The organism is Pseudomonas lactucae, from assembly GCF_036688725.1.
In the GTDB taxonomy this organism is placed as follows: domain Bacteria; phylum Pseudomonadota; class Gammaproteobacteria; order Pseudomonadales; family Pseudomonadaceae; genus Aquipseudomonas; species Aquipseudomonas lactucae.
The window spans coordinates 53449-66953 of sequence record NZ_JAQQPT010000024.1 but is presented as its reverse complement, the minus strand read 5'-3'; the positions used below and the strand labels follow the sequence as shown (position 1 = coordinate 66953).

13 protein-coding genes, 1 tRNA gene and 1 pseudogene are annotated in these 13505 nt (G+C 58.8%); 10 read left to right on the top strand and 5 right to left on the bottom strand.

Annotated features, from left to right (window positions below; genetic code table 11):
- Positions 1-88: 88 nt before the first annotated feature.
- Genes murI through hemA form a run of 5 tightly spaced genes read right to left on the bottom strand, consistent with a single transcriptional unit; the run spans position 89 to position 4824 of the window.
- Complete coding sequence (murI, locus tag V6M90_RS24700; protein ID WP_003171612.1) at positions 89-883, bottom strand: glutamate racemase; 795 nt, start codon at positions 881-883, stop codon at positions 89-91.
- Positions 876-1631: a molybdopterin-synthase adenylyltransferase MoeB gene (locus V6M90_RS24695; RefSeq protein WP_141064318.1), complete on the bottom strand. Its 756-nt coding sequence runs from the start codon at positions 1629-1631 to the stop codon at positions 876-878. The genes murI and V6M90_RS24695 overlap by 8 nt, the downstream gene beginning before the upstream one ends.
- Positions 1625-2455, bottom strand: coding sequence for a peptide chain release factor N(5)-glutamine methyltransferase (prmC, locus tag V6M90_RS24690; RefSeq protein WP_141064317.1), 831 nt, complete (start codon positions 2453-2455; stop codon positions 1625-1627). Before prmC ends, V6M90_RS24695 begins: the two co-directional genes overlap by 7 nt.
- Positions 2456-3538: a peptide chain release factor 1 gene (prfA, locus tag V6M90_RS24685; RefSeq protein ID WP_003171609.1), complete on the bottom strand. Its 1083-nt coding sequence runs from the start codon at positions 3536-3538 to the stop codon at positions 2456-2458. It abuts the gene before it with no gap.
- On the bottom strand, positions 3535-4824 hold the full coding sequence (hemA, locus tag V6M90_RS24680) for a glutamyl-tRNA reductase (protein ID WP_003171608.1): 1290 nt from the start codon (positions 4822-4824) through the stop codon (positions 3535-3537). Before hemA ends, prfA begins: the two co-directional genes overlap by 4 nt.
- A gap of 183 nt (positions 4825-5007) precedes the next feature.
- Between hemA and V6M90_RS24675 the strand changes: the two genes are divergently transcribed.
- From V6M90_RS24675 to V6M90_RS24630, 10 genes and pseudogenes are all read left to right on the top strand, one after another.
- Positions 5008-6732, top strand: coding sequence for a tetratricopeptide repeat protein (locus V6M90_RS24675; protein WP_003171607.1), 1725 nt, complete (start codon positions 5008-5010; stop codon positions 6730-6732).
- A 4-nt stretch (positions 6733-6736) separates the two neighbouring features.
- On the top strand, positions 6737-7354 hold the full coding sequence (lolB, locus tag V6M90_RS24670; protein ID WP_003171605.1) for a lipoprotein insertase outer membrane protein LolB: 618 nt from the start codon (positions 6737-6739) through the stop codon (positions 7352-7354).
- Between the two features lies 1 nt (position 7355).
- Positions 7356-8207 carry a 4-(cytidine 5'-diphospho)-2-C-methyl-D-erythritol kinase gene (gene ispE / locus V6M90_RS24665; protein WP_332847279.1) on the top strand — a complete coding sequence of 284 codons (852 nt, stop codon included), beginning with the start codon at positions 7356-7358 and terminating at the stop codon, positions 8205-8207.
- A gap of 37 nt (positions 8208-8244) precedes the next feature.
- Positions 8245-8319, top strand: a tRNA-Gln gene (locus tag V6M90_RS24660).
- A 45-nt stretch (positions 8320-8364) separates the two neighbouring features.
- Complete coding sequence (locus tag V6M90_RS24655; RefSeq protein ID WP_003171603.1) at positions 8365-9306, top strand: ribose-phosphate pyrophosphokinase; 942 nt, start codon at positions 8365-8367, stop codon at positions 9304-9306.
- Between the two features lie 138 nt (positions 9307-9444).
- Entirely contained in the window at positions 9445-10044 is a 600-nt protein-coding gene (locus tag V6M90_RS24650) for a 50S ribosomal protein L25/general stress protein Ctc (protein WP_003171597.1), read from the top strand.
- 166 nt (positions 10045-10210) lie between these two features.
- Entirely contained in the window at positions 10211-10795 is a 585-nt protein-coding gene (gene pth / locus V6M90_RS24645; protein ID WP_003171596.1) for an aminoacyl-tRNA hydrolase, read from the top strand.
- A 21-nt stretch (positions 10796-10816) separates the two neighbouring features.
- The gene (ychF, locus tag V6M90_RS24640) at positions 10817-11917 is read left to right on the top strand and encodes a redox-regulated ATPase YchF (protein WP_332847278.1); all 1101 of its coding nucleotides are present in this window, start codon (positions 10817-10819) and stop codon (positions 11915-11917) included.
- A gap of 313 nt (positions 11918-12230) precedes the next feature.
- Positions 12231-13153: pseudogene (locus V6M90_RS24635) on the top strand (sigma 54-interacting transcriptional regulator).
- A gap of 100 nt (positions 13154-13253) precedes the next feature.
- Entirely contained in the window at positions 13254-13496 is a 243-nt protein-coding gene (locus V6M90_RS24630; protein ID WP_157135705.1) for a hypothetical protein, read from the top strand.
- The last annotated feature ends 9 nt before the right edge of the window (positions 13497-13505 follow it).

Below are 13505 nucleotides of genomic sequence, written 5' to 3'. Positions count from 1 at the left end.
GAAAACGGAAAAGGTGTGATTTTTTACAGGCAATCTCGCTATAGAAGCTGACTCACAACCAGAAGTTCAGCGAATTTTCACGAAATTTTCACGAGCCAAAGCTTCGCACAACTCCGGGATGTTTCCATAGTGTCGGTAGGATATTTCTGAGATGACACACATCCCCGCTGGTCCAGAACTGCGCAGGCGCTGGATTTGCGACGGCCAACAGGTCGCGCTCCCCCAGCAAACGCTTGAGTTGGCGGGCCACGGCGGCGCCGGTGTCGATGAGAGTGATGCTGGAGGGCAGCATTTGCGCCAGGAGCGGCTTGAGGAAGGGATAGTGGGTGCAACCGAGAATGATGGTGTCGCAGCCGGCGCTGAGCAGCGGGTCGATGTAACCCTGTAACAGCGTGCGCAAGGCAGGGCTGGTGAGGTCGCCGGTTTCAATCAATTCAACCAGGCCGGGGCACGGCTGGGTGATCACCCGCACATCGGTGGCGAAACGGTCGAGCAAGGCCGCGAACTTGGCGCTTTGCAGGGTGCCGGTGGTGGCCAGCACCCCAACGACGCCAGCGCGGGTGGCGGCGGCGGCGGGCTTGACGGCGGGTTCCATTCCAACCAGCGGCCAGTCGGGGAAATCCTGGCGCAGGTCGGCCACCGCCGCGACGGTCGCCGTGTTGCAGGCGATCACAAATGCCTTGGCGCCTTTTTCGCGGAAAAACTCGGCAACCCGCCGGGAGCGCTCAAGAATAAAGGCTGGGGTTTTCTCGCCGTAGGGGATATGCCCGCCATCGGCGACATACAACAGCGATTCGTGAGGCAGTAGCCGCTGGATTTCATCGAGCACCGACACACCGCCGACACCGGAATCGAACACACCGATCGGCGCGTCCTTAACCATGTGGCGTCCCGCAGACACTGCAGCCAGGGTCACGTTTGACGCGCAATTCGCGAAACCGCGTGGTCAAGGCATCGATCAGCAACAGGCGGCCCACCAGCGGTTCGCCGAAACCGGCCAGCAACTTCAAGGCCTCCAGCGCCTGCAGGCTACCCACCAGGCCCACCAACGGACCGACCACGCCGGCTTCGCTGCAGGTGAGTTCGGTGTCGCTGCCATGCCCATATAAACAGTGGTAGCACGGGCTATCGGCGCGGCGCGGGTCGAACACCGACAATTGCCCCTCAAGGCGAATCGCCGCGCCGCTGATCAACGGCTTGGCACCCGCAACACAGGCGGCGTTGACCGCTTCGCGGGTGGCGAAGTTGTCGCTGCAATCGAGCACCACGTCCACCGCCGCCACGGCCGCCGCCAGGGAGTCAGCATCCAGTGCACGGCGATGAGGAATCAGGCTGATATCAGGGTTGATCGCTGTCAGGCGGCGCATGGCCGAATCGACCTTGGTCTGCCCGACACTGTCGGTGTCATGGATGATCTGGCGTTGCAGGTTGGTCAGGTCGACGGTATCGAAGTCAGCCAAATGCAGCTCGCCCACGCCGGCGGCCGCCAGATACAGCGCCACTGGCGCGCCCAGGCCACCCAGGCCGACGATCAACGCGCGGGCCTTTTTCAGGCGCAACTGGCCGTCGATGTCGACATGCTGCAACAGTATCTGGCGGCTGTAGCGCAACAGCTCCTGATCGGTCAGCACGGGCGGCGTCCCAGGGTAATGCGTTCGTGACCGCCCAGGTCGATGCGGCTGTGAACATCCTCAAAACCTTGGGTCAGCAACAGGTCACGCACGGCCTCAGCCTGGTCATAACCGTGTTCGAGCAGCAACCAACCGCCGGCATTCAAGTGCGCCGGGGCCTCGTTGATGATCAAGCGCAGGTCGTCCAGACCATCACGGCCTGCCACCAGCGCACTGGCCGGCTCGAAACGCACGTCGCCCGCCACCAGGTGCGGGTCGTTCTCGGCGATGTACGGCGGGTTGCTGATGATCAGGTCGTAGCGATGACCTTGCAGGGCGCTGAACCAATGGCTGTTCAGCACCATGGCGTTATGGAGGTGCAGGCGCTGGCGATTGCGTTCGGCCAAGGCCACGGCTTCGAGCACGCGATCGACGGCGGTGACGTGCCAGGCCGGGCGCTCGCTGGCCAAGGCCAGGGCGATGGCGCCGCTGCCGGTGCCCAGGTCGAGAACTCGAGTCGGCGTGGCCGGCAACAACTCCAGCGCGGCCTCCACCAGCAATTCGGTGTCCGGGCGCGGGATCAGCGTGTGCGGCGCGACCTCCAGGTCGAGTTTCCAGAAACCTTGCTGACCGAGAATGTAAGCCACCGGTTCACCGGCGCGACGGCGTTGCAGGTAGCCGGCGAAAGTCAGCGCGTCTTCACTGCTGACGATTTTTTCGGGCCAGGTGTGCAGATAGCTGCGCGACTTGCCCAGGGCAGCGGCCAGCAACAGTTCGGCATCCAGGCGCGCGGTGGGCGAGTCCGGCAGGTCCGCGGCGCGCAACAGACTGGCGATGATGGTCATTTATTCACCTATCGCTGCCAGTTGATCGGCCTGGTATTCGGCGAGCAACGGCTCGATGACCGCATCCACACCGCCGGCGAGAATTTCGTCGAGGGAGTACAGGGTCAGGTTGACCCGGTGGTCGGTGACCCGGCCCTGGGCGAAGTTGTAGGTACGAATACGCTCGGAGCGGTCGCCCGAGCCCACCAGCAATTTACGCTCGCTGGCAATCGCATTGGCGGCGGCACTGGTCTGCTGGTCGTTGAGCTTGGCCGACAACCAGGACATGGCCCGCGCACGGTTCTTGTGCTGGGAACGCTCTTCCTGGCATTCCACCACGATGCCCGACGGCAAGTGGGTGATGCGGATCGCCGAGTCGGTCTTGTTGACGTGCTGACCACCGGCGCCCGACGAGCGGTAGGTGTCGACACGCAGGTCCGCCGGGTTGATCTCGATAGCTTCCTGCTCGTCCGGCTCGGGCAACACCGCCACGGTGCACGCCGAGGTGTGGATCCGCCCTTGGGATTCGGTCGCCGGTACTCGCTGTACGCGGTGGGCGCCGGATTCGAACTTCAGCTTGCCGTAGACGTTCTCGCCTTCGACCCGCGCGATGACTTCTTTATAGCCGCCATGCTCGCCTTCGTTCTCCGACAGGATCTCTACCCGCCAGCCACGCCGCTCGGCATAGCGCGAATACATGCGGAACAGATCGCCGGAAAAAATCGCCGCCTCGTCGCCACCGGTACCGGCGCGGATTTCGAGGAACACGTTGCGCCCGTCGTTGGGGTCCTTGGGCAACAGCATGCGTTGCAGGTCGCCTTCCAGCGCAATCAGCTTGTCCTTGGCTTCGCGGACTTCTTCCACGGCCATTTCACGCATGTCCGGGTCGCTGTCCTTGAGCAGCGCCTGGGCGCCTTCAAGGTCGGCGTGGGTTTTCAGCCATTGCCCGTAGGTGGTCACGACAGGCTCAACTTCCGCATACTCCTTGGAATAGGCGCGGAACTTGGCCTGATCGGAGATGACTTCGCCGTCGCCAAGCAAGGCGGTCAGTTCTTCGAAACGGTCCTGGAGCACGTCCAGTTTATTGAGCAGTGACGCTTTCATTGCGGTTTTTTATCCGAAGAGCTTTCTGACGCGCCCTCACCGAGGGCAAAGAGTTCCTGGGCCATGGCCAGCGCATCGAGGCGGCCTTCGGCGGTAAGCTTTTTTAATTGTACGCTGGGCGCATGCAGCAGCTTGTTGGTGAGGCCACGGGCCAGTTGCATCAGCACTTCTTCGGCGCTGCTGCCGTTGGCCAGCAAGCGCTGGGCCTTGATCAGCTCCTCGTCACGCAGGCGTTCGCCCTGTTGACGATACGCCTTGAGCACGTCCACCGCCGCCAGTTCACGCAGGCGCACCATGAAGTCTTCGGCGCCGGTACTGACCATCTCCTCGGCGGCCTGGGCAGCGCCCTGGCGGCTCTTGAGGTTTTCGGCGACCACTTCGTGCAAATCATCGACGCTATAGAGGTAAACGTCGTCCAACTCGCCGACTTCGGGCTCGATATCCCGCGGAACGGCGATATCCACCATAAAGATCGGTTTGTGTTTGCGCAGCTTCAACGCGCTTTCCACCGCGCCCTTGCCAAGGATAGGCAACTGGCTGGCGGTGGAGCTGATCACGATATCGCTGCGCACCAGTTCGGCCGGGATATCCGCCAGCAGCACGGCGTGGGCGCCAAACTGTTCGGCCAGGATGCTCGCGCGCTCCAGGGTGCGGTTGGCGACCACGATGCGCTTGACCCCCAGATCATGCAGATGGCGGGCAACCAGGGTGATGGTTTCACCGGCACCGATCAGCAAGGCCTGGCTACGCTGCAAGTCGCTGAAAATCTGTTTGGCCAGGCTCACCGCGGCAAACGCCACGGACACCGGGTTTTCACCAATGGCAGTGTCGGTGCGCACCTGCTTGGCCGAATTGAACGTGGCCTGGAACAGGCGCCCCAACAGCGGGCCGACGGTACCGGCCTCGCGCGCTACGGCATAGGCGGATTTCATCTGGCCGAGGATCTGCGGCTCGCCAAGTACCAGCGAATCGAGACCGGCGGCCACACGCATCATGTGACGAACTGCCGCATCGTCTTCATGCACGTAAGCGCTCGCGCGCAGGTCATCGAGGCTCAAATGGTGGTAATCGGCCAGCCAACGCAGCACGACATCCGGCGAAAGATGTTCCTGCTCTATATAAAGCTCACTGCGATTGCAGGTTGAAAGGATCGCAGCTTCGCGGCTGTCGGTGAGCCGGCAGAGCTGCTGCAAGGCCTCAACCAACTGCTCTGGCGTAAACGCCACGCGCTCGCGCACGTCTACGGAGGCAGTCTTGTGGTTAATACCGAGTGCGAGGAAGGCCATTCAATATCGCTGATGATGTCGGGAAGCCGACAATTGTCCTACTTCGATAGATTCAGAACAACCACCGTCGTCTATTGTCCCTATACCTTGTGCCTATAAAAGGTATCCACTGAGTCTCGGTTATGTTTGGCCGAAGGCTTGTGTCATGATGATCCGACCGCAGGTTAGTCGTCCTCTTCCTATATGAATAGATCTTCCGCGTTGCTCCTTGCTTTTGTCTTTCTCAGCGGCTGCCAGGCCATGGCACCCGTGTCGCCGGACGGTACGCCGCCGGTAGAAGACAGCACCCCCGCCCCTGAAAAGCCCAAGGTTTACTCCTCGTTTACTGAAGAAACGGTGTTCAGCCTGCTGAGTGCGGAACTGGCCGGCCAGCGCAATCGCTTCGATATTGCGCTGGACAACTACGTGACCCAGGCCATCAACACCCAGGACCCGGGGATTTCCGAGCGGGCGTTTCGCATCGCCGAATACCTGGGCGCCGATCAGGCCGCGCTGGACACCTCGCTGATCTGGGCGAAGAACGCGCCGGACGATCTGGAAGCGCAGCGCGCGGCGGCCATTCAACTGGCGCGGGCCGGGCGTTACGACGACTCCATGGTTTATATGGAGAAGGTCCTGCAGGGCAAGGGCGACACGCATTTCGACTTCCTCGCGCTGTCGGCCGCCGACACCGACCAGGACACCCGCAACGGGCTGATGAAGAGTTTCGACCGCCTGCTGCAAAAGCATCCGAAGAACAGCCAGCTGATTTTCGGCAAGGCACTGCTGCTGCAACAGGATGACGAAGCCGAAGCAGCCCTGAAGCTGCTGGAGCAGAACCCGCCGGAAGAGGGCGAAGTCGCACCGATCCTGCTGCGCGCGCGCCTGCTGCAGAACCTCAATCGTGGCAAGGAAGCGATTCCGCTGCTGGAAAAAAGCATCAAGAAGTACCCGGACGACAAGCGCCTGCGCCTGACTTATGCGCGCATGCTGGTCGAACAGGACCGCATGGAGGATGCCAAAGTGCAGTTCGCCAATCTGGTCCAGCAGTACCCGGACGACGACGAACTGCGTTATTCCCTGGCGCTGGTGTGCCTGGAGGCCAAGGCCTGGGATGAGGCCAAGGGTTACCTGCAAGAGCTGATCGAACGCGAAAGCCATGTGGATTCGGCGCACCTGAACCTCGGCCGTATCGCCGAAGAGCGCAACGACCCGCAGGCCGCGCTGCTCGAATACGCTCAGGTCGGCCCCGGCAACGACTATCTGCCGGCCCAGTTGCGCCAGGCCGATATCCTGATGAGCAACGGCCGCACCGACGAGGCCGAAAAACGCCTGGCCGCGGCCCGCGACGCCGAGCCGGATTACGCAATCCAGTTGTACCTGATCCAGGCCGAAACCCTGTCGGCCAACAATCAGGGCGAGCGCGCCTGGAAACTGCTGCAGCAAGCCTTGCTGCAATTCCCCGACGATTTGAACCTGCTGTACACCCGCGCCATGCAGGCGGAAAAACGCAATGACCTGGCGCAGATGGAAAAAGACCTGCGCCTGATCATCAAGCGCGACCCGGACAACGCCATGGCGCTCAATGCCTTGGGCTACACCCTGTCCGACCGCACCACGCGCTATGACGAAGCCAAGGTGCTGATCGAACAGGCGCACAAGCTCAACCCCGAAGACCCGGCCGTGCTCGACAGCCTGGGCTGGGTGAATTACCGCCTGGGTAACCTGGATGAAGCGGAACGCTTGCTGCGCCAGGCGCTGGAACGCTTCCCCGACCAGGAAGTCGCCGCTCACCTGGGCGAAGTGCTGTGGGCCAATGGCAAGCAGCGCGAAGCACGCCAAATCTGGGAGAAGTTCCTCAAGGAACAACCCGAAAGCCCCATCCTGCGCGGCACCATCAAGCGCCTGACCGGTTCCGAGACTCTTTAAGCTTATGTTCTTTCGCCACATTGCAGTATTCAGCCTTATCGCCCTGCTCGCCGGTTGCGCGGGCATCGGCAGCCGTGAATCCGTTGAAGGCCAGGGCAACCCGGCGCAATGGAAGCAGCACAAGGATCAGCTCGCCAGCATCGACGGCTGGCAGATCGAAGGCAAAGTCGGGGTTCGCGCCCCCAAGGACTCCGGCAGCGGCACCTTGTTCTGGCTGCAACGCCAGGACTACTACGATATTCGCTTGTCGGGCCCGTTGGGTCGTGGCGCGGCCCGCCTGACCGGTCGCCCGGGGCAAGTCAGCCTGGAGGTGGCCAATCAGGGCCGCTATGAAGCGACTTCGCCGGAAGCCTTGCTGGAAGAACAGATCGGCTGGAAACTGCCCGTCTCGCACCTGGTGTGGTGGGTGCGCGGCCTGCCTGCACCAGACAGCAAGAGCCGCCTGAGCCTCAATGGCGACAGCCGCCTGGCCACCCTGGAACAGGATGGTTGGCAGGTCGAATACCTCAGTTATGTGCAGCAAAGCGGCTATTGGCTGCCTGAGCGCATCAAGCTGCATGGCACCGACCTGGACGTCACGCTGGTGATCAAGGACTGGCAACCGCGCAAGCTGGGGCAATGACGTGAGCGTAGAAACACTGACCCTGCCCTCCCCGGCCAAATTGAACCTGATGCTGCACATCCTCGGACGCCGCGAAGACGGCTACCACGAGTTGCAGACGCTGTTTCAATTTCTCGACTATGGCGATGAGCTGACGTTCGCCGTGCGCGACGATGGCGTGATCCGGTTGCACACCGAATTCGAAGGCGTGCCCCACGACAGCAATCTGATCGTGCGGGCGGCAAGAAAACTCCAGGAACAATCCGGCTGCCCGCTCGGCATCGACATCTGGATCGATAAAATCCTGCCCATGGGGGGCGGGATCGGTGGTGGCAGTTCGAATGCCGCGACCACATTGCTGGGCTTGAATCACTTGTGGCAACTGGCCTGGGACCAGGATCGCCTGGCCGCGCTGGGCCTTACCCTGGGCGCCGACGTCCCGGTTTTCGTGCACGGACACGCGGCTTTTGCCGAGGGCGTCGGGGAGAAACTGTCCCCGGAATTCCCCGAAGAGCCGTGGTATGTCGTGCTTGTCCCGCAAGTATCTGTAAGTACAGCAGAAATTTTTTCAGATCCGTTGTTGACACGTAACTCTTCTCCCATTAAAGTGCGCCCCGTTCCCAAGGGAAACAGTCGAAATGACTGCTTACCGGTTGTAGCAAGGCGTTATCCAGAAGTACGTAACGCTTTGAATTTGTTAGGTAAATTTACCGAAGCAAAATTAACCGGAACTGGAAGTTGTGTGTTTGGGGGCTTCCCAAGCAAAGCTGAAGCTGATAAAGTCTCGGCCCTTCTTACAGAGACCCTTACAGGGTTTGTAGCAAAGGGAAGCAACGTTTCGATGTTGCATCGCAAGCTGCAAAGTCTGCTCTAAAAGGAATCGAGTACTGGGTACTCGTTGCAACAGATACAGGGGCGTCGCCAAGCGGTAAGGCAGCAGGTTTTGATCCTGCCATGCGTTGGTTCGAATCCAGCCGCCCCTGCCATTTTCTATACTCATCCAGGTTACCCTCAGCCTCTAGGTACTGCGCGTGTCCAAGATGATGGTCTTTACGGGGAACGCCAACCCCGATCTGGCTCGACGTGTCGTACGTCAGCTGCATATCCCTCTCGGTGACATCTCTGTCGGTAAATTCTCCGACGGCGAAATTACAGCCGAGATCAATGAAAACGTTCGCGGTAAAGACGTCTTCATTATTCAGCCGACCTGCGCTCCGACCAACGATAACCTGATGGAACTCGTCGTGATGGCTGATGCCTTCCGCCGCTCCTCAGCGACTCGAATCACAGCTGTAATCCCTTACTTTGGTTATGCCCGTCAGGATCGCCGTCCGCGTTCCGCACGTGTAGCTATCAGCGCGAAAGTCGTGGCTGACATGCTCACCGTGGTAGGCATCGACCGTGTTCTCACGGTTGACCTGCACGCTGACCAAATCCAGGGGTTCTTCGATATTCCGGTAGATAACATCTACGGCTCCCCCGTATTGGTGGACGACATCGAAGATCAGCGCTTTGAAAACCTGATGATCGTGTCCCCGGACATTGGTGGCGTCGTGCGTGCACGGGCCGTTGCCAAATCCCTGGGCGTGGATCTCGGGATCATCGACAAACGCCGCGAGAAAGCCAATCACTCTGAAGTGATGCATATCATCGGTGATGTCGAAGGGCGTACCTGTATTCTGGTTGATGACATGGTCGACACCGCCGGCACCCTGTGCCACGCGGCTAAAGCCTTGAAAGAGCACGGTGCGGCTAAAGTTTTCGCCTACTGCACACACCCTGTGCTGTCGGGCCGAGCGATCGAGAACATCGAGAATTCCGTGCTGGACGAACTGGTGGTGACCAACACCATCCCGTTGTCCGCCGCAGCTCAAGCCTGTGCGCGTATCCGTCAACTGGATATCGCACCGGTCGTTGCCGAAGCGGTTCGCCGTATCAGCAATGAAGAATCGATCAGCGCGATGTTCCGTTAAGGGTCAAACCTTGGCGACATCAACCTGACGAAAAGCGCCCCGCCCCAGCACTCTGTTGGGGCGGGGCTTTTTTGCCCATATCGCCTTTAGCGCTGGTCGCAAACGCTGGGGCGAATGTGGTTAATTTGGAGATACAACATGAACAACTTTACTTTGAATGCTGAACTGCGTTCCGACCTGGGGAAAGGTGCGAGCCGCCGCCTGCGTCGTCTCGCAAGCCTGGTTCCAGCTGTAGTGTACGGTGGCGACAAAGCCCCTGAATCCATCAGCATGCTGGCTAAAGAAGTTGCCAAACTGCTCGAAAACGATGCTGCCTACAGCCACGTTATCGAACTGAACGTTGGCGGCAAAAAGCAGAACGTCATCATCAAGGCCCTGCAACGTCACCCGTCCAAGGGTCACGTACTGCACGCTGACTTCGTACGCGTCGTAGCAGGTCAGAAACTGACCGCTATCGTTCCAGTACACTTTGTTGGTGAAGAAGCTCCGGTCAAGAAAGGCGGCGAGATCTCTCACGTCCTGAACGAAATCGAAGTGACCTGCCTGCCGAAAGATCTGCCTGAGTTCATCGAAGTCGACCTGTCGGCTCTGGAAATCGGCGCAATCGTTCACCTGTCCGACCTCAAAGCCCCTAAAGGCGTTGAGTTCGTTGCACTGGCTCACGGTGACGACAAAGCTGTTGCAAACGTACACGCTCCACGCGTTGCACCGGAAGCTGAAGAAGGCGCTGCAGAGTAATTCACTCTGTATTGCCGGAGCTTGAGGCAACATCGCGGACCGGAACGTAGCGAGAAAGCGGGCGACAACGCGAAGTTTATCTCTGGATAAGTGAGCTCCTGTCATCCACTTTCGCCGCACCCAGGTCGGCGATGTTATCCACAACTCCAAAGGAAGGGCCCCTGTCGTGACTGCCATTAAACTGATCGTTGGCCTGGGAAATCCAGGCGCCGAATACGAACAGACCCGGCATAACGCGGGGGCCCTTTTTGTTGAGCGTATCGCCCATGCCCAGGGCGTAAACCTGGCGGCCGATCGCAAGTATTTTGGCCTGACCGGGCGCTTCTCGCACCAGGGTCAGGATGTTCGACTGCTGATTCCCACCACCTACATGAACCGCAGCGGCCAGGCTGTCGCGGCGCTTGCGGGCTTCTTCCGGATCAAACCCGAAGAAATCCTGGTGGCCCATGACGAACTGGACCTGCCGCCCGGCGTTGCCAAGCTCAAGCTGGGCGGCGGGCACGGTGGGCACAACGGCCTGCGCGACATCATCGCGCAGTTGGGTAATCAGAATAATTTCTACCGCCTGCGGCTCGGCATTGGCCACCCAGGCGTTGCCAGTATGGTTTCAAATTTCGTCCTGGGTCGTGCGCCACGCGCCGAACAGGAAAAACTCGATGCCAGCATCGACTTTGCCCTCGGCGTGCTGCCGGATATCTTCGCCGGTGAATGGAACCGCGCGATGAAAAACCTGCACAGCCAGAAGGCCTGACTCTTACCGAGGGGAAACACCATGGGATTCAATTGCGGCATCGTCGGCCTGCCCAACGTCGGCAAATCCACCTTGTTCAACGCTTTGACCAAGTCCGGTATTGCGGCGGAGAACTTCCCCTTCTGCACCATCGAACCCAACAGCGGTATTGTACCGATGCCTGACCCGCGTCTTGACGCACTGGCGGTCATCGTCAATCCCAAGCGCATCCTGCCGACCACCATGGAATTCGTCGACATCGCCGGCCTGGTCGCCGGCGCCTCGAAAGGTGAAGGCCTGGGCAACAAGTTCCTGGCCAACATTCGCGAAACCGATGCCATCGCCCACGTGGTCCGCTGCTTTGAAGACGAGAACGTGATCCACGTCTCCAACAGCGTCGATCCGAAACGCGACATCGAAATCATCGACCTGGAACTGATCTTCGCCGACCTCGACAGCTGCGAGAAACAACTGCAGAAAGTCGCGCGTAACGCCAAGGGCGGCGACAAGGATGCAGTGGTCCAGAAGGGCCTGCTGGAACAGTTGATCGCTCACTTCACCGAAGGCAAGCCTGCGCGCAGCTTGATGAAGAACATGGGCGCTGATGAGAAGGCCGTGATCAAAGGTTTCCACCTGCTGACCACCAAGCCGGTGATGTACATCGCCAACGTCGCTGAAGACGGCTTCGAGAACAACCCGCTGCTGGATGTGGTCAAGGCCATCGCCGACGAAGAAGGCGCCATCGTGGTTCCGGTGTGCAACAAGATCGAAGCGGAAATCGCCGAGCTCGATGACGGCGAAGAGAAAGACATGTTCCTCGAGGCCCTGGGCCTGGAAGAGCCTGGCCTGAACCGCGTGATCCGCGCCGGCTACGAAATGCTCAACCTGCAGACCTACTTCACCGCCGGTGTCGAAGAAGTCCGCGCCTGGACCGTCAAGGTGGGTGCCACCGCACCGCAGGCAGCGGGCGTGATTCACACTGACTTCGAAAAGGGCTTTATCCGTGCCGAGGTGATTGCCTACAACGACTTTATCCAGTTCAAGGGTGAAGCTGGTGCCAAGGAAGCCGGTAAATGGCGCTTGGAAGGTAAGGAATATATTGTTAAAGATGGCGATGTGATGCATTTCCGCTTTAACGTCTAAACGTCAGCCGTCATTTTCGCCGCCCACAAAAAAGCCGATGCAGTGCATCGGCTTTTTTGTTGGCGACGTTTTTTTCAAACACTACACCAAAATATTTCAGCCTAAACATAGATAATTTTCGGAATTATCCTGCACCACCACACACCCTTTCAACCAATACAAACAAAAGTCGGAAATTATCAAAATTATCCCACACGACTTAGGCAACAAATCACACTAAGAACCAGTGACAAGTGTTATAAAATTCACTCTATTGTGCAGAGCAAGCACGTTGTCAATAGTGAAGCAAGAGCGAGTATGGAGTAATCATTCGATGTCGGCGCTTGACCACATGGAATACGAGACGAACACTTCACTCATTGAAGACGCTGACATTGAAAATACCTTGAGCAGCACTGCCACCCTCAACGTTGACATCCTGTTGCTGGGAGAAACGGGTACAGGCAAAGATACCTTGGCACAACGAATCCATCGTTTATCAGGGCGACGGGGCAACTTTGTCGCAGTCAACTGCGCGGCCATTCCGGAGACCCTGGCAGAAAGTCAACTGTTCGGAGTCAACAGCGGCGCGTACACCGGCGCAGTGCAATCACGGGCAGGCTTCATCGAAGCCGCGCACCTTGGAACCTTGTATCTGGATGAAATTGACAGTTTGCCGCTCTCGCTACAAGCCAAGCTACTGCGAGTATTGGAGGCACGTGGCGTTGAGCGCTTGGGTTCGACCCGCTTTATTCCGGTGGATATGCGCGTTATAGCGTCTGCCCAGCAGCAGCTGCATAAAATGGTCGAGCGAGGAACGTTCAGACGTGATCTTTATTTTCGCCTGAATGTGGTCACCATCCAGCTCCCCCCCTGCGTAAGCGCCGTGAACACATTATCCCCTTATTCTTGAGCATGCTCAGGCATGAGGCGGATAGATTCGAACGCCCACCCCCCTCACCGACCAGCACACTGCTGGCGCAGCTGCTTGGCTATTCCTGGCTGGGTAACGTGCGTGAATTGCGCTCGGCCGCCAAGCGCTTCGTGCTCGGACTGCCGCCGCTTTGTGGGACAGCTACGACCAATGAAGAAACAGGGATGGGCCTCAAGGGCCAGCTGCAACAGATTGAAAAGACGCTGATTGAAGAGTCTTTGCTGCGGCACGAACACAATGTGGACAGTGTGGCAGTAGAGTTAGGTGTGGCCAAACGCACTCTTTACTACCGAATGAAACAACTTCGTATTTCGTTAGATTAAGCTTCCAGCGCATAACAATTCGAAACATTTGCAGAAAAAAATCAGGAACGCCATCCACGCTACCGACCACATAGTTATTGCCAGCAACGATTTAAACTTCATGAATCAAACTGGCAAACCCACTACCTTTATTGCAGGTTTCAATGGAGAACACTTAATGTCGATATCCAGCAACCCGGGCTATAACCCTTATCAGGCAAACACAAACAATCGTTATGGTTCAGCACCAGATTTGGAAGAAACCACCGCAGGGTCTAAAGAAGACAACAAAAAGATCGCAGAGCTGGCTCGAGAAGCCAGGTGGCAAGTCGGCCTGAAAAGTGTCGCTGACAGCTTCCGTTAAAAACGGCTA